This window comes from Psychroserpens luteolus (genome assembly GCF_021032705.1).
GTDB lineage: Bacteria > Bacteroidota > Bacteroidia > Flavobacteriales > Flavobacteriaceae > Psychroserpens > Psychroserpens luteolus.
This window is the reverse complement of the sequence record NZ_JAHVXI010000004.1, coordinates 121,293-137,503: the sequence shown is the minus strand read 5'-3', so window position 1 is coordinate 137,503 and position 16,211 is coordinate 121,293. Positions and strand designations below refer to the sequence as shown.

Here is a 16,211-nt window from a genome sequence, read left to right as displayed (position 1 = left end):
GCTCAGTTTTAACGTTCATTTTCCATAAATTCTCTAATCTTACGTTCTTCCCATTGTACTCCAAAAATAAAATTTGGAATAAATACCGAAGCGGCATGTATTAATAGAAACATTCCCCAAACTGATAAGCTGATGAAGTTGTGCCATTGAAAATAGCTTTCACCATCATCCAAGTTTTTAATATTACTAAAGACAATTATGCTATTAATAATAATATAAATGATCAAATGCGTATAAAATCCTTTAAGTCGCTTTACTCTTCGTTCTGCAAATTTATAGCGTTCACGATATTTAGATGTACTTGTTTTCATTATTCCCAATGTTTATTTTCCTTATCCATCATTTCCTTAATCTTACGTGCTTCCCAGTTCTTTCCAAATAAAAAATCTGCTCCAAAAACACCCAAATAATGAAAGCCTAAACCTATTCCCCAAAAGAGTGCTGTAGCGAATGTTCCAAAACTGAATAGTTTTCCACCATTAACAACAATTACAATGATTATAAATAAATTGACAAGCACATAAGAGGCTAAATGCCAATAAAATCCGATAAGTGCTTTTACTTTTTTCTGTGCTCTTAAATAGGCTTCTTCTCTCTCAAAAGATCTTTGAGAATCTCTATTTCCGTATGGTTCTATATTGTTTTCCATAATTTCTAAACTTTAGTTCCAAGGTTGTTTTTCTTCCTCTTCGCGCATAAACTTTTCGATTTTACGCTTTTCCCAATTGTTTCCTAGTACACCATCATTTACATATACTTTATAGGCGTGAAATCCTAAACCTATTCCCCAACCCAACATAGGCCACCAAAACCATTGATAATGCCATGATGTATAATAATTAATAAATGCTAGAAAAGGGATAACTATACAGTAAGACAGCAGGCTGTAATAAAATTCTTTTAATTCTTCTACACGTTTACGTGCTCTTACATATCTATCGTCAAATTTTGACTTTGGTTCTATTGCTTTCATAATTGATACTTGTTTTGTAAGCATTGGTATTGCTACAGCAAAACTATTTGCTTGTTGATTGATTGATACTGTTTTATTTGATAATAAGTTATAGCGTTGTTTGATATTTTCTAAGCCTACACCACTACTCTTTTTTACTATTTGTTTGGGCTGAAGGTTATTCTCTACAACGAGCATACCATTAGATTCAAAAATTTTAATATGCAATGGTTTATTGGTTGTAACCATATTATGCTTCACGGCATTTTCCAATAGTAATTGTAATGATAAAGGGACAACCTTGCTCTCTGGATTTGATGCATTTTCAGGAATTTCAAAAATGATACTATCTTCAAAACGCATCTTTAAGAGCGACATGTACGTTCTGGCAAAATCTAGTTCTTCATCTACTGTAATTAAATCTTTATTTTTTTGTTCTAGAACATAGCGATATACCTTAGATAAAGAGGTTGTGAATTTTTGTGCATTTTTAGGGTTCTCTTCTATTAAACTTGTTAGTACATTTAAACTATTAAATAAAAAATGAGGATCTAACTGGTTTTTTAAAGCATCAAACTTTGCGCTTGCAGTACCAGCAATAACCTTTTGTTCTTTGATCTTGTTCTTTTGATATCTATTATAAAAGAAAATAATATGAAACACAGATACAATGGTTAGTGTGATCCAGAGCCCAAAACTATAACCTTCCCATGTCTCTCTTTCAATAAACACGTCAAAGGGTGTACCATAAATAATAACTGAAATAAATACTCTTAAAAGAAATAGGACAATCAATGTGATGGTTGTTGACCCAATGATTCCAACAAGAATACGTTTAATCGTATCGCCTTTTTTCCAAGTGCGATTCTCCATATAATCGAAGAATCCCATATTGCTATAACCTAATGCAAAAGCATACAATTGGTAAAATCCAAATTCAATTAAAAAATCATTAACCGATTTAAAGTCAAACCCGTCTGAAAGTGCATTTCCAATAACGAATACAATACATCCGATAATAAAAGTTAGAATGATATTTTTAATTGATTTTGTCATAATATTTATTCCTTACAAGAGTTAACAACTTGTTCTGCGCGTTCCTTTCCCCAATTTGGGTGTAAATCACTTTCAGGTTTAAAGTTAGTAAAAAGTTCAATGGATTTTTCTATCTCAGCACAATAGGGCTTTGTATCCTGACCAAAATATTTAGCACTTCCCATTCCCCATTCGGCTTTGCCAAAAACAACTCTAGGGTTTTTTGGTGCTATTGTATACGCTTTACTATAGAGTTCTGCTATTTTTCCACCATATTTCATCCCATAGGTTCTCCCATCAAACGCTACCCAATTGGTTAAAACTTGTGCTTGCATTACTAATATTTCAGGATTTTCTTTACTTATCGACATAGCACTATTAATATGCTCTTGTGCCTTGTCTAACTGTGCTTTCAAGACCTTCTCGTCTTTTTCTCCCCAACTTTTTAAACTGTTGATTTGTGCAATATAATAATGTGGAAGCCATTGATCGGTCTCTGCGTTAGAGATGCGTTCAAACATGTTTTCTGCTTCATCTGTTTTATTTTCTTGCCAAAGCTTAAATGCCTTTTCCATTCCTTTTTCAAAATTGGTTTGAGCAGATAGTATCTGACTAAATAAAAGAAAAATAAAAATTTTAATTACAGTATTCATAATGGTTTGTTTTATCTGAAATTTTCAGTGTTGATTGATGAGGCAAATATCATATAGAAGCTTTCATTAAAAAAAAGAGTTTGACCGAATTGTAATTTTTAATAGATGAATTGTAAAAATTTCAAAAAAAGAGTAACTTATCTATTCATATAGCTACTAATCAAGTATCTATTTTAACAAAAACCACAACAATGAAAAAATTAGCTTTACTCGTTTTCAGTCTATTTATAGCATCTACAATCTCAGCTCAGGATAAACGCCTTAAAGGTGTTGAAAAAGAATTAAATAAAATCTTAGAAGCTACTAAAGCGCCTGGATTTGCTGTTGCAGTCGTTGAAGGCGATAAAATTATCTATGCCAAAGGATTTGGTTACAGAGATTATGAGAATAAAATCCCTGCAGATGCCAATACCCTTTTTGCAATAGGTTCTTCAACTAAAGCGTTCACATCATCAATTTTAGGTTTGCTTAGAGCAGATGATAAACTATCATTTGATGACAATCCAAGAGATCATATTCCAGAATTAGAATTCTATAACGACGATATGAATAACAATATCATTATTAAGGATCTAATGCGACATAGCACTGGTTTGCCTAGACATGATGGGTCCTGGTATTATTTTCCTTCACATAGTAAGGATAGCCTTTTAATGCGAATGAAGTATCAAGAACCGTTTACTGGAATTAGACAACAATGGTATTATAATAACTTTGGGTTTTTAGCCCAAGGTGTTATTGCCGAAAGAATAACAGGTAAAAGTTGGGAAGATAACATCAACGATTATTTCTTTAAACCATTAGATATGAACAGATCTAATGCGACCATATCCGAAATGAAATCAAGCTCAAATGCAGCTTTAGGTTATGAACTTAAAAAAGGCGATATCATTAGTAAAATGGATTACTATGATATTGCTGGCATGTCTCCAGCCGGAAGTATAAATAGTAGTGTAAACGACATGTCGAAATGGTTGATCACGTGGATCAATGAAGGAAAATATAATGATAAGGAGATTATACCTGAAAATTATATAAACGAAGCCATGAGCTCACAGATGGTTGTTGGTCCAAATACTCCTGATGAGGATTTTCCAGATATCCATTTTGCAAATTATGGCTATGGATGGTTTTTACAATCATTCAAAGGACATTATCGTGTGGAACATGGTGGAAATATTAACGGTTTTTCAGCTAATGTTGCATTTTTTCCAAGTGATAGCTTAGGGATTGTCGTATTAGCAAATCAAAATGGGTCTGCTGTTCCTTCTTTGGTAAGAAATACAATTTCAGATCGTATGTTAAACGAAGAGCGTTCTGATTGGGTTGGTCGTTATATAGAGCGACAGGAGAAAAACAAAAAGGCGCAAGCTGAGGCAAAGGAAGATTCGGAAACATCTAATGTAAAAAACACAAAGCCTTCACATATCAATGTAGATTATACTGGAAACTATTCTGACAAAGGTTATGGAACATTTGAAATTGTGGTAGAAAATGACTCGTTGTTTACTGAGGTTAATTCAGATAAACTATATCTCCATCATTACCATTATGATACATTTGAACTTATTGATATTATTGATGGAAAGATAGATACCACAGAATATGGACAATCATTAAAAATCACTTTTAATTCTAATGATGCTGGTGATATTTCTGGGGCTAAATTAAAAATTGAACCTACTGTAGATGCAATCGTATTTAAACGTACTCCAAATACGATTGATGTAGATTCTAAAACATTAGAATTGTATGCAGGAGAATATGATATTTCGGGAACAGGATTTAAAGTGTATATAAAAGATGAAGCGCTTTATTTATTCATCAAAGGGCAACCCGAATATGAATTGGTTCCAACTGCAAAACATAAATTCTCATTTAAAACATTGGAAGGATTTAAAATTGAATTTATAGAATCTGAAGACGGTAAAATTAATGAGTTAAAAGCCATACAGCCTAACGGAACGTTTATTGCGAAACGCAAATAATTACTAAACGTCTTGTCTTAATTAAAAAAGCGCTCTTTAAAAGAGTGCTTTTTTAATTTTCAACTTCTGCTAATGCCTTATCCGTTGCCCATTGAACAGCTGCTTCTAAACTATTAAAACGCTTTATTTTTTTATGGAAAAACAAGTTTTCTATAACTGTATTTAATACACTTCCTTGAGTATAACCAACAACACCATAGCCTTTTAAACTGTAACTATGCTTAAAAAAATTGAGCCAATCATTTGGTTTTACAGCATACGAATATATACGATGAGAAATATAGACAATATCATTTCCGTCTGTATCTAAAAAAGAAGTCACATCTTCTACAATTTGCTTAGCATGATGATCCCAAGTAAAGGTAATGCCTTGTTTAATTTCTGAAATAACATAGCCATCAAAAACAAAAACATTACCATAATCGTAATTGAATTCTTTCAATACATTATCATATAAAGCAGAATCTTTAACACTAATCATAGCATTAAAATAAAATTATTTATTGAAATAATTGACTTGGAAATAACTTAATTATTAAGAAAAATTAAGCTTACAATCTATGGTGTCATCTACATTATTGAAAACCAAATAATTAGCAAAAGTCATATAGTAATGAATAATAAAGTAATGAAACTTTAGAAGAATAATGAATGTCAATTAATCTTCAAATTCTGCTAAAACTTTATCTGTTGCCCATTGAATAGCAGTTTCTAAATTGGAAAAGCGTTTAATTTTTTTGTGAAAAAATAAGTTTTCAATAACGGCATTCAAAATACTACCTTGAGTATATCCAACAATACCATAACCTTTGAGTGTATAACTGTGTTTAAAAAACTTAAGCCAGTCACTCGGCATTATGGAATAGGAATGAATACGATGTGATATATAGATAAAATCTGAACCATCATTTCCTGTAAATTGAGCAATATCCTCAGACATTCTAATCATATGCTCTTCCCAACCGATTGTGAGACCCTCTTTCATTTCAGAAAGAATAAAACCATCAAACACGAAAATATCTCCAAAATCGTAATTGAATTCTTTTAAAACCTTATCATAAAAAGGGGTTTCTTTTACACTAATCATATACTGAATTTAACGTTTTTAAGCCAGAAAAGCTAGTAATAGTAGAAAATACTATATCTAAATTTCAAAATAATAATAACTCATAATCTTATCCGTTCTATTGTAAACTATACCAACAACTCATGAAAAAATTACTTCTTGGTATTGCATTAATTGGACTTTTAATGCTCATACTCTATGGTAGTTTACAAGGTTTTGGAAGATATATTTACAACTCGCAATCCTGCGAGCGTTTTAATATCGATAATATCGAATTAAGGACTGGTATTAATATCCCAGATGTAACTTCAACAGAATGTACGTGTGAAAACAATAAAAAGATTTCGAAATTTACAATTGATACAGACAAAGTAGACTTAGATTATTATATTTCTAAAAATAAATTGACCTTAGTTAATGAACTTTACATCAAGGAAAATGACACTAAAAACTCAACTTATAAAGTCACTTTTAATAAGAATACCGCAGAGTTAATTGTAGATTTAATCTATAAAAACAATTAGATTTATAAATAAAAAAGCACCAGAGTCTTGGTGCTTTTTTATTTATGTGCGGTATTAGATTATTTTACATCCATTAATTCTACATCAAAAACCAAAGTTGCATTTGGTGGAATCACACCTCCTGCGCCTGCAGATCCATAACCTAGATCGCTTGGAATAACTAAACGTGCTTTATCACCTACGTTAAGTAAACAAATCCCTTCATCCCAACCAGGAATAACCTGACCTACACCCACTTGAAAATCTAATGGTGCATTTCTTTTGTATGACGAATCAAATACAGTTCCGTCTGCCAATTGTCCTTTGTAATGTACAGATACCATTTTACCAGCCTCGGCAGCTTTTCCACTTCCTTTTTGAATGATTTGGTAACGTAATCCGCTTTTAGTTTCTTCAAAACCAGCCGCTAATTTATCTAACTCAGCTTTTGCAGCTTCACGTTCTGCCTCAACTCTTTTTTCTCTCGCGCCTTCAAACACTCTAAACGCTTCAATAGCATTAAAACCTTCAGCATCTGCTCCTACTTTCACAATTTCCAAAGTATCAATTTGATCACCTTGAGCAATAGCATCAACAACATCTTGACCTTCAATTACTTTTCCAAAAACTGTATGATTATTATCCAACCAAGGTGTCTCAACATGTGTGATGAAAAACTGACTTCCATTTGTTCCTGGTCCAGCATTAGCCATAGATAGTACTCCTGGCCCATCATGTTTTAAATCTGGATGAAACTCATCATCAAACTTATAACCTGGATTTCCAGTTCCAGTACCTTGAGGGCAACCACCTTGAATCATAAAATCTGGAATCACTCTGTGAAACTTTAAGCCATCATAATAAGGAGTACCTTGAGGCTTCACTGCATTTTCTAAATTTCCTTCTGCTAAAGCTACAAAGTTACCGACTGTGCCTGGTGTTTTTTGATATTCTAAAGCGACTAAAATTTCGCCTTTTGTTGTATTAAATTTTGCGTATAAACCGTCTTGCATCGTGTATTATTTAAATTGAGGTGCAAAGATAACAAACTCTATTAGAAGTGAGAAACAAGATTTGGAATTTGAATGCTATAAGATTAGCTTTGCCTAAAATAACAATACCATGAGTTTCTTCACTAAACTAAAATCTGCCCTCGGAAATTCTAAACCATCAGAAACTAAAGCTGTTTTAGATACAATTGAGGCTATTACTAACGACATCGAGCATGAACCATATGCTATTGCTGAACAAAATGTCTTGTATGCTGGGCTAAACGAACTTGGCGGTTATTATTTCTTTCAAACGGTTATTGTTGGAAATTTTCATGTCAAAACAAAAATAGGAGGACAATTGATTATGATAGGTGAAAACTTTGAGCTAAAGTTAGAATCTGACTCGGTTGAATTTGAGTCTGACCCTACCGATGTAAAAGGACGTAGCATTACTAAAATTGATTTTCAAATTGAAGAAGAAGATGCAGCAAAAATTACCAATTCAAAACTGAATGAATTAGTCTTGACCTGTAAAAAGCATGAGATTACTTTTTCAGTAATTAATAACAAGAAGAAAAAATAATCAATTACTTTTCTTCAAACTCAGGACAATCAAGTCTAATATCTTTACTCATCAGTTCTTTTTCGAGTAATCTGCAATAATCTGAGGTTTCATTTTTTTGATAAAATTGACATCCAAAACAAGTACGTTGCACAGTCAACACACCTGTTCTATTGAGTTTATAGATAAGCTCACTAATCGTTTCAAATAGGCTTTCTAATTCTGGTTGATTAAAATGATCTAGTTGAGACTTAAGAGGGTTTGCAAAATCATGTATTTCTGAAATCATCGTCTTTCCAGTTCCAGATAATTGAATTGTATAGCGACGACTATCTGAAGATGAGTAGTCTTTAATAATCAGACCTTTTTTATCTAAAATCTTAATGGCATCACTAACTGTTGGCTTGGTCACGTTAAATTCTTTTGCAAGATGACTTACATTACACAGCTGTTCTTTATGAAAAGCAATAAAAACAAGAATTTGAATTTGAATTGGACTCAAACCCACAACTTTTGATTTCTCCCAAAGTAATATTTTAAATACTTCGGAGATACGTTCAAGACCTGTAACAATTTTACTTGACAAGTCCTTTTGCTGTTGATCTGGATTAAAAATACTATTGTTTTTCATAAAAAAAGTCCCGCTTTAATTGCGGGACAAAGTTAGTCATCCTAATTAAATTAATCACAATGTTCCATTTCAATAATAAAATAACCCTTATTTAGAATCTCGTGCTCGATGTCTTGCGTCGCCTGTTCGATATGGCATAAACGACACTCTTTTACAGATAACACCTTATTATTAATAGATTTACGCTTTAAATATTCATTTCCGAAGTTAAACACTGTAACCTCATCGGTAACTTCACTAGGCACCAGAATATCAAAATGCATTATTCGTCCGTCATCACGCTTTACATAGGTATCCCAAACAGAAACTTTCATTATTTCTTCACTTTATAAGGCAATGATAAATCTCCACTAGCAACACTAAATACATTATATACGCCTAGCATTGGTAGATTGTCATTACTCGTATTCACTTTCATAAAAGCGGTAACACCATCATAATTAAAATCAACTTGATTATTAATTCTATAATCTGGTACAACAACTTTAATTGTACTATCATTTGCTGTTACAGGATAGCCAGGAGAATCCATATACATAGGCATTCCAGGGTTAGTTGGTGGTAAAACAACGGTCTTATCTGCTTTTTTAAATTGCTTAACTGAAAGTCCGCCAGCCACTCTTTTGTCTTCATGTAAAACCACCCAATGCGGATGCCAAATAATACCATCATTATCATAGTTCCTGTCGTTATTTTCATCCCATAGAGGCGTATCATCAAAATCGGGATGTGATGTTAATGCTAGTGCTACTATTCCATTGGTTTGATTAAAACCAACGTCTGTCGGTTTTAAAGACGTAGGAAATACATAACCTAATACAGGAGCACCGTCTAATTGTCCTGCTTTTATTGGAGTCGTATGTGCTGCTTTACCTTTTACTGCTATTTCCCAAACGGTTAGGCCTAAATCTGCTTTATGGGTTACAGTGACCTCTTTTATACTGAAGTCGTCATTATTATATGGATTGTCTTGCGCACAAGACCATGTTGTACTTAAAATAAATATTGCTGTTATTGATAAAATTATTGTTTTCATTTTGTTGTTGATATAGAATAGTTAGGACTCCATTAAATTAGGAATCCTAACTATATGAATTAAAAAATTAACCCTTCACGTCTGCCATTGACGCTCCAAAGTTGATATGTAATGTATGTCCGTTGGGCGTTACTAAAGCAGGAACAGATATTACACCTGCGTTTTCAGCTTCTGAAATTCTAGATCGATCTTCGCCTATATTAACAATCTCAACATTGTCTTTACCTACTAAGTTAACAATGTCATGTTCTGCGCTCACACAAACCGAACAGCCTGCGTGGTAAAAAATTGATTTACTCATGTGATATATTTTTAGTTATGCATTATTGCGCAACAAATATAGTTAGGATTCCTAACTATAAAAAATATTTAACATTTATTTTTAGAATATACTCCAGTATTTACTAAATGATATAAATTCTAGTTAGCGACTTCACTAATAAACTTGATGCGATATAGTCGTAGTTCTTCATCGTCATAATCACCATCAAATTCTTCAATGGCTTCTGAAATTTTATCCGTTTCAGACTCCATGAAATAATCGTGAATTTCTTCCTGTTGATCCTCATCTAAAATATCATCTAACCAGTAGTCGATATTAAGTTTCGTCCCAGAGAATACGATAGCTTCCATTTCTTTTATAAAATCAGGCATAGACATTCCTTTTGAAGATGCGATGTCTGTTAACGGTAATTTTCGATCTACATTTTGAATAATATATAGTTTGATTGCAGAGTTAGAACCTGTACTTTTCACAACAAAATCATCTGGTCTATCAATATCATTATCCTCTACATATTGAGCAATGAGAGCAACAAAATCTTTTCCATACTTTTTTGTCTTTCCATCACCTACACCATGCACATTACTCAACTCTTCTAATGTAATTGGGTATTTTAGCGCCATATCTTCTAAAGAAGGATCTTGAAAAATCACAAAAGGTGGAACTCCGAGACGTTTAGCATTTCGCTTCCGCAAATCTTTAAGCATTTTCATAAGCGTTTCATCCGCTACTGCTCCGCCACCTTTAGCTGCCGTAACAATACCATCGTCACTACCTTCATCAAACACATGGTCTTCGGTCATCATAAATGATTTTGGTGATTTTAAAAATGCTTTACCAGCATCTGGTAATCGTAAAACACCATAAGTTTCAATATCTTTTTTAAGGAATCCTACAACTAAAACCTGACGAATCAAGGCCATCCAATAGCGCTTGTCTTTATCTTTTCCTATTCCGAAGAATGGTTGCATATCTGTTTTATGAGAAGAAATCAAGGCATTGGTTTGGCCAATTAAAACTTGCACTAAATCTTTAGATTTATATTTTTCATTTGTTTTGTCAACAGTTTGTAATAAAGTCACAACATGATCCATGGCCTCATGTTGCTTTTTAGGGTTGCGCACATTATCGTCCATATCACCACCTTCACCAGTAGCGTTGTCAAATTCTTCTCCAAAATAATGCAAAATGAATTTTCGTCTCGACACAGAACTCTCTGCAAAAGCGACAACTTCCTGTAACAAAGCATGACCAATTTCCTGTTCAGCAACAGGTTTACCAGACATAAACTTCTCTAACTTCTCGATATCTTTGTAAGCGTAGTATGCCAAACAATGACCTTCTCCTCCATCTCGTCCAGCACGTCCTGTTTCTTGATAATAACTTTCAATACTTTTAGGAATATCATGATGAATTACAAAACGTACATCTGGTTTATCAATTCCCATCCCAAAAGCTATGGTAGCAACCACAACATCACAATCTTCCATCAAGAACATATCTTGATGTTTAACACGCGTTTTGGGATCTAATCCTGCATGATAAGGCACAGCTTTTATACCGTTAACTTGTAAGACTTGTGCTAATTCTTCAACACGTTTACGACTTAAACAATAAACAATACCTGATTTACCCTCATTTTTCTTTACAAAACGAATAATATCTGCATCTACATTTTTGGTTTTTGGACGTATTTCGTAGTATAAATTAGGTCTATTAAAAGACGCTTTGAAGGTTTTGGCATTTTGTATATCTAAACTCTTCAATATATCCTCTTGTACTTTAGGCGTTGCCGTCGCAGTTAGACCTATAATTGGGATATTGTCTCCAATACGTTTAATGATGTGTCGTAGGTTTCTATATTCTGGTCTAAAATCGTGTCCCCATTCACTAATACAATGAGCCTCATCTACAGCCATAAATGAAATGGTCACCGATCTCAAAAATTCTACATGTTCTTCTTTAGTTAAGGATTCTGGTGCGACATACAATAGTTTTGTTACGCCGTTGGTAATGTCTTCTTTTACGCGTTTAACTTCTGTTTTATTTAGTGAAGAATTTAAAACATGAGCGACGCCCTCTTCATTTGAAACACCTCTAATCGCATCTACTTGATTTTTCATTAAGGCAATTAATGGTGATACAATAATTGCTGTTCCCTCTTTTATCAATGCAGGAAGTTGATAACATAATGATTTACCACCTCCTGTGGGCATTATAACGAATACATCCTCACCAGCAACAACACTTTTAATAACACTTTCCTGAAGGCCTTTAAATTTTGTAAATCCGAAGTATTGTTTGAGTGCAGAATGTATATCAATTTCTTTTATACTCATTAATCCCTATTAGTATTTTTGATACATTTGCATAAACCTAAAGATAACAATTTCTTTAAACCCATCAAACTCAAAAAAAATTAATTTTGAACAGTATACAATCTATCCTAGAAACCGCTAGAAAAACCATAGATTTAGAGCGTGATGCCATTGCCAATTTAAGTGATTTATTAACCGACGATTTTGCTAACGCAGTTAGCTTAATATACAATTCTAAAGGTCGTGTTATCATTACAGGAATTGGTAAAAGTGCTATCATCGCCAATAAAATTGTGGCTACACTAAATTCTACTGGAACACCATCAGTTTTTATGCACGCAGCCGATGCCATTCATGGTGATCTTGGGTTGATCTTAGAGGATGATGTTGTAATTTGTATTTCTAAAAGCGGAAATACACCTGAAATTAAAGTGTTAGTGCCATTAATTAAAAATGCTAAAAACAAAATGATTGCTATTACTGGTAATGATTCATCGTTTTTAGCTCAACAAGCCGATTTTATTCTCAATGCTTATGTTGAGCAAGAGGCTTGTCCGAACAATTTAGCACCTACCACGAGTACAACTGCGCAATTGGTTATTGGAGATGCTCTAGCCGTTTGCTTATTAGAATTACGTGGTTTTTCAAGTAAAGATTTTGCCAAATATCATCCTGGTGGTGCTCTTGGAAAACGCTTGTATCTTAGAGTAAGTGATTTATCATCAGTTAATCAAAAACCAAAAGTGGAACTTCACACTATTGCTAGAGACGTTATTGTTGAAATTTCAGAAAAAATGCTTGGTGTTACTGCTGTTGTTGACAATAATAAGATTGCAGGAATAATAACCGATGGTGATTTGAGACGAATGCTAACAAAAAGTGATGAATTCCTTCACTTGACTGCTAAGGATATCATGAGCAGTAGCCCAAAAAGAATTGATGAAGATGCCATGGCTGTTGATGCTATGGAACTTATGGAAACTCATGGCATCTCTCAACTACTAGTTGAAAAAAACGGTGAATATGCTGGTGTCATTCACTTACATGATCTAATAAAAGAAGGTATTATATAATGGCAAAAAAGAATTCCGAAGAAAAGGAAATGTCTTTTCTAGATCATCTTGAAGATTTAAGGTGGCATTTAATACGTATTACAGTAGCAATATTAATTTGCGGCACAGTAGCATTTATATTTAGTGACTTTATTTTTGAAGACATCATATTTGCTCCTAAACGCATGAGCTTTCCAACCTATCAATGGTTGTGCGACATATCAACAATGGTTGGAATAGAAGACACCACGTTCTGTGCGGCTGAATTTCCTTTTAAAATTCAAAATCCCAGTGTATCTGGTCAGTTTTCGGCGGCTATATGGACCTCTATTTTTGCAGGTTTTATTCTAGCCTTTCCATACATTATCTATCAATTTTGGAAGTTTATCAGTCCTGGTTTACATGCAAATGAACGTAAGCATTCGAGAGGATTTATTTTAGCGTCGTCTTTTTTATTCTTCTTAGGTGTATTATTTGGATATTATGTTGTGACTCCACTTACTATAAATTTCTTAGGAAACTTTATAGTAAGTACAGAAGTATCAAATGAATTTGACTTGAGCTCCTTTATTTCAACTGTTAGGTCATCATCAATAGCTGCTGGCTTCATTTTTGAACTTCCAATCGTAGTTTTCTTTTTAACTAAAATTGGACTAGTGACTCCAAAGATTATGAGAAAGTATCGAAAATTTGCACTCGTACTTGTTTTGATCTTAGCTGCAATCATAACGCCTCCCGACGTAACAAGTCAAGTTATTGTGGCTATTCCTATATTAATTTTATATCAAGTGAGTATTTACATTTCTAAAGTTGTTGTAAAAAATCAAAATAAAAAACAAAAAGCTAATGTCTGATCCAGTTTCTGAATTTAACACGTATCGTTCTAAGATGAACGAGGCCATTCTCGCCGATAACAACAAAATTATCAAGCGTATATTTAACCTAGATACTAATGCCTTTGCCGAAGGTGCACTTGATAAAAAAACTAAAGAACTTTTGGGGTTGGTAGCATCTACAGTATTGCGTTGTGATGATTGCATCAAATATCATTTGGAATCTAGCTACAAAACTGGTCTAAATAAAGAGGAAGTTGTCGAAGCCTTGAGTATTGCTACTTTGGTAGGAGGAACAATTGTTATCCCACATTTACGCAAAGCCTATGAATATTGGGATGCCTTAGAATCTCAGAGTTAAACTTTTAATAAATTAAAAAGCGAGTCATTTTGAATTTGCTATTTTAGCGTTTATGAAGACATTAAAAGCCAAAAATCTAATGAAGTCCTATAGCGGGCGAAAAGTTGTAAAAGACGTTTCTCTTGAAGTAAAGCAAGGAGAAATCGTTGGATTGCTAGGTCCGAATGGAGCAGGTAAAACCACTTCTTTCTATATGATAGTTGGTTTAATAAAACCAAATGGCGGAAACATTTTTTTAGAAGGCACAGACATTACAAATTATCCAATGTATAAGCGTGCTCAAAACGGTATTGGATATCTCGCACAAGAGGCTTCAGTATTTAGAAAATTGAGTATTGAAGATAATATTTTGAGTGTACTTCAAATGACCAAATTGAGTAAGAAAGAGCAAGAAAGGAAAATGGAATCCTTGATTGATGAATTTAGTTTAGGTCATATTAGAAAAAATAGAGGTGACCTTTTGTCTGGTGGAGAGCGTCGTCGTACCGAAATCGCACGTGCACTTGCCACAGATCCAGATTTTATTCTTTTGGATGAACCTTTTGCTGGTGTTGACCCAGTTGCTGTTGAAGACATTCAACGTATTGTTGCACAACTTAAAAAGAAAAATATTGGTATTTTGATTACAGATCATAATGTACAAGAAACACTGGCCATTACCGATAGAACCTATTTGATGTTTGAAGGAAGCATTCTTAAAGCTGGAGTCCCAGAAGAGTTGGCTAGTGATGAAATGGTGCGTAAAGTATATCTAGGTCAAAACTTCGAACTGCGCAAAAAGAAGCTAGAGTTCTAAACATTATTTAATGATTACATGTCATTAAAACTCGTTTCTATTTTAACGAAATCACACATTTTTTTAATTCAATTCTGTTGGTTAAAATCGAAAAAGAAGAATGTGATAGCAGCCCATTCTTTTTTGATTCCCTTAGCATAACCAATAGTAGAATAACTATTGTCTTGCACAGTCCCATCGTTTTTTATGTAACCGATGGTTGAGTAGCTATTATTTTGAACAGTTCCGTCTTTTTTTATGTAACCTAATGTAGAATAGCTATTATCTTGGACGGTTCCGTTATCTTTTATATAACCAATAGTCGAATAACTACTGTTTTGGATGGTCCCGTTATCTTTTATATAACCAATAGTTGAATAACTGCTATTTTGGATTGTACCATCTTTTTTTATATAACCAATAGTACTATAATTATGTGATTGAAGTGTTTGAGCTTTAACAAAGCTCACAACAAGTAACAATACCGAAACAATTAATATTTTTTTCATAATCCTTTTAGTTTTCAACCACTATAAACATCAGTAAAACAGCTGCGTTTCTTATCACTTTATCCTCTACGTCTTTCTAACAATACCATCATCATAAAGCCTAAGATGATACGTTCATCGTCGTCATTATCTATAGGTTTAAGCTTTGAGAGTTTAAATTTTCTTCCAAAGAATGATGCTTCTTTTTTTAATTGACAAACAGCTTGTCCTTTTAAATCACTTACAGTGTAACTAGGATTGAATAAGTAGCCTGTAAACCCACCAATTAGTGGTATCTGACCCAAAACACCATCTAATACCTTCACCCAAGCGTTATCTTCTCTAATATGATATTGTAACTTCTGGTGCTGATCTATAAGCTCATAATGTGCTTTCCAAATGGAAGCCCAACCTTTTCTAGCAATTTTACCTATCTCATTTCCTTGAGCATCTTTCATACTATATGCTGCAGAAAAATCGATCCATTTATCGGCTTTGATGTTATGTGTAAGATTACTCTTGTTCTCATTATTATAGATATTGATGTCTTCTTTAAGTTTGAACATTTTCTGTCTGACATAGGCAATAGTTCTACCAGAAGCATCTGTTGCTGTAAAATCATTAGAAATTGTGGTCACATTAAATGTGAAATTAATGGGGAATTGTAAGTCTTTCATATATAT

21 protein-coding genes are annotated in these 16,211 nt (G+C 33.2%); 7 read left to right on the top strand and 14 right to left on the bottom strand.

The features are described from left to right. Positions 1-8: 8 nt before the first annotated feature. From KWG70_RS11580 to KWG70_RS11565, 4 genes are read right to left on the bottom strand one after another with little or no spacing between them, the layout of a single operon-like run. The gene (locus tag KWG70_RS11580) at positions 9-311 is read right to left on the bottom strand and encodes a 2TM domain-containing protein (RefSeq protein ID WP_230936195.1); all 303 of its coding nucleotides are present in this window, start codon (positions 309-311) and stop codon (positions 9-11) included. Beyond that, positions 311-649 (bottom strand): 2TM domain-containing protein, encoded by a 339-nt coding sequence (locus tag KWG70_RS11575; RefSeq protein WP_230936194.1) that lies wholly within the window; start codon positions 647-649, stop codon positions 311-313. Before KWG70_RS11575 ends, KWG70_RS11580 begins: the two co-directional genes overlap by 1 nt. Before the next feature lie 12 nt (positions 650-661). Beyond that, positions 662-2,008 carry a 2TM domain-containing protein gene (locus KWG70_RS11570; protein WP_230936193.1) on the bottom strand — a complete coding sequence of 449 codons (1,347 nt, stop codon included), beginning with the start codon at positions 2,006-2,008 and terminating at the stop codon, positions 662-664. A 5-nt stretch (positions 2,009-2,013) separates the two neighbouring features. Continuing rightward, entirely contained in the window at positions 2,014-2,640 is a 627-nt protein-coding gene (locus KWG70_RS11565) for a tetratricopeptide repeat protein (protein WP_230936192.1), read from the bottom strand. Positions 2,641-2,831: 191 nt separating this feature from the next. On the opposite strand from KWG70_RS11565, the gene KWG70_RS11560 reads away from it, so the two are divergent. Continuing rightward, positions 2,832-4,628: a serine hydrolase gene (locus KWG70_RS11560; RefSeq protein WP_230936191.1), complete on the top strand. Its 1,797-nt coding sequence runs from the start codon at positions 2,832-2,834 to the stop codon at positions 4,626-4,628. A 52-nt stretch (positions 4,629-4,680) separates the two neighbouring features. On the opposite strand, the gene KWG70_RS11555 is transcribed toward KWG70_RS11560, so the two are convergent. Together KWG70_RS11555 and KWG70_RS11550 are read right to left on the bottom strand one after the other, a co-directional pair. After that, positions 4,681-5,109 carry a hypothetical protein gene (locus KWG70_RS11555; protein ID WP_230936190.1) on the bottom strand — a complete coding sequence of 143 codons (429 nt, stop codon included), beginning with the start codon at positions 5,107-5,109 and terminating at the stop codon, positions 4,681-4,683. 177 nt (positions 5,110-5,286) lie between these two features. Beyond that, positions 5,287-5,715, bottom strand: coding sequence for a hypothetical protein (locus KWG70_RS11550; RefSeq protein ID WP_230936189.1), 429 nt, complete (start codon positions 5,713-5,715; stop codon positions 5,287-5,289). Positions 5,716-5,837: 122 nt separating this feature from the next. Between KWG70_RS11550 and KWG70_RS11545 the strand changes: the two genes are divergently transcribed. Next, on the top strand, positions 5,838-6,218 hold the full coding sequence (locus KWG70_RS11545; protein ID WP_230936188.1) for a hypothetical protein: 381 nt from the start codon (positions 5,838-5,840) through the stop codon (positions 6,216-6,218). A gap of 59 nt (positions 6,219-6,277) precedes the next feature. Here KWG70_RS11545 and KWG70_RS11540 read toward each other — a convergent pair whose 3' ends face one another. Next, entirely contained in the window at positions 6,278-7,210 is a 933-nt protein-coding gene (locus KWG70_RS11540) for a peptidylprolyl isomerase (RefSeq protein ID WP_230936187.1), read from the bottom strand. Between the two features lie 109 nt (positions 7,211-7,319). On the opposite strand from KWG70_RS11540, the gene KWG70_RS11535 reads away from it, so the two are divergent. Then, complete coding sequence (locus KWG70_RS11535; RefSeq protein WP_230936186.1) at positions 7,320-7,772, top strand: hypothetical protein; 453 nt, start codon at positions 7,320-7,322, stop codon at positions 7,770-7,772. A 4-nt stretch (positions 7,773-7,776) separates the two neighbouring features. Here the strand turns inward: KWG70_RS11535 and KWG70_RS11530 are convergent, their stop codons facing one another. From KWG70_RS11530 to KWG70_RS11510, 5 genes are all read right to left on the bottom strand, one after another. Next, the gene (locus KWG70_RS11530; RefSeq protein WP_230936185.1) at positions 7,777-8,382 is read right to left on the bottom strand and encodes a MarR family winged helix-turn-helix transcriptional regulator; all 606 of its coding nucleotides are present in this window, start codon (positions 8,380-8,382) and stop codon (positions 7,777-7,779) included. Between the two features lie 50 nt (positions 8,383-8,432). Continuing rightward, positions 8,433-8,696 carry a DUF2024 family protein gene (locus tag KWG70_RS11525; protein ID WP_230936184.1) on the bottom strand — a complete coding sequence of 88 codons (264 nt, stop codon included), beginning with the start codon at positions 8,694-8,696 and terminating at the stop codon, positions 8,433-8,435. Further along, complete coding sequence (locus KWG70_RS11520) at positions 8,696-9,418, bottom strand: hypothetical protein (protein ID WP_230936183.1); 723 nt, start codon at positions 9,416-9,418, stop codon at positions 8,696-8,698. Before KWG70_RS11520 ends, KWG70_RS11525 begins: the two co-directional genes overlap by 1 nt. Before the next feature lie 67 nt (positions 9,419-9,485). After that, positions 9,486-9,719 (bottom strand): thioredoxin family protein, encoded by a 234-nt coding sequence (locus KWG70_RS11515; RefSeq protein WP_230936182.1) that lies wholly within the window; start codon positions 9,717-9,719, stop codon positions 9,486-9,488. Positions 9,720-9,838: 119 nt separating this feature from the next. Further along, positions 9,839-12,040: an ATP-dependent DNA helicase RecQ gene (locus tag KWG70_RS11510; protein WP_230936181.1), complete on the bottom strand. Its 2,202-nt coding sequence runs from the start codon at positions 12,038-12,040 to the stop codon at positions 9,839-9,841. Positions 12,041-12,126: 86 nt separating this feature from the next. Here KWG70_RS11510 and KWG70_RS11505 point away from each other — a divergent pair, with 86 nt between their 5' ends. From KWG70_RS11505 to lptB, 4 genes are read left to right on the top strand one after another with little or no spacing between them, the layout of a single operon-like run. Continuing rightward, complete coding sequence (locus KWG70_RS11505; RefSeq protein WP_230936180.1) at positions 12,127-13,092, top strand: KpsF/GutQ family sugar-phosphate isomerase; 966 nt, start codon at positions 12,127-12,129, stop codon at positions 13,090-13,092. Next, positions 13,092-13,925 (top strand): twin-arginine translocase subunit TatC, encoded by an 834-nt coding sequence (gene tatC / locus KWG70_RS11500; protein WP_230936179.1) that lies wholly within the window; start codon positions 13,092-13,094, stop codon positions 13,923-13,925. The genes KWG70_RS11505 and tatC overlap by 1 nt, the downstream gene beginning before the upstream one ends. Then, positions 13,918-14,265, top strand: a complete 348-nt coding sequence (locus tag KWG70_RS11495) for a carboxymuconolactone decarboxylase family protein (RefSeq protein ID WP_230936178.1) — start codon at positions 13,918-13,920, stop codon at positions 14,263-14,265. Before tatC ends, KWG70_RS11495 begins: the two co-directional genes overlap by 8 nt. 52 nt (positions 14,266-14,317) lie before the next feature. After that, the gene (gene lptB / locus KWG70_RS11490; RefSeq protein ID WP_230936177.1) at positions 14,318-15,061 is read left to right on the top strand and encodes an LPS export ABC transporter ATP-binding protein; all 744 of its coding nucleotides are present in this window, start codon (positions 14,318-14,320) and stop codon (positions 15,059-15,061) included. Positions 15,062-15,129: 68 nt separating this feature from the next. On the opposite strand, the gene KWG70_RS11485 is transcribed toward lptB, so the two are convergent. Together KWG70_RS11485 and KWG70_RS11480 are read right to left on the bottom strand one after the other, a co-directional pair. Beyond that, positions 15,130-15,549, bottom strand: coding sequence for a 5-fold beta-flower protein (locus tag KWG70_RS11485; protein WP_230936176.1), 420 nt, complete (start codon positions 15,547-15,549; stop codon positions 15,130-15,132). 59 nt (positions 15,550-15,608) lie between these two features. After that, on the bottom strand, positions 15,609-16,205 hold the full coding sequence (locus KWG70_RS11480) for an LURP-one-related/scramblase family protein (RefSeq protein WP_230936175.1): 597 nt from the start codon (positions 16,203-16,205) through the stop codon (positions 15,609-15,611). Positions 16,206-16,211: the final 6 nt, after the last annotated feature.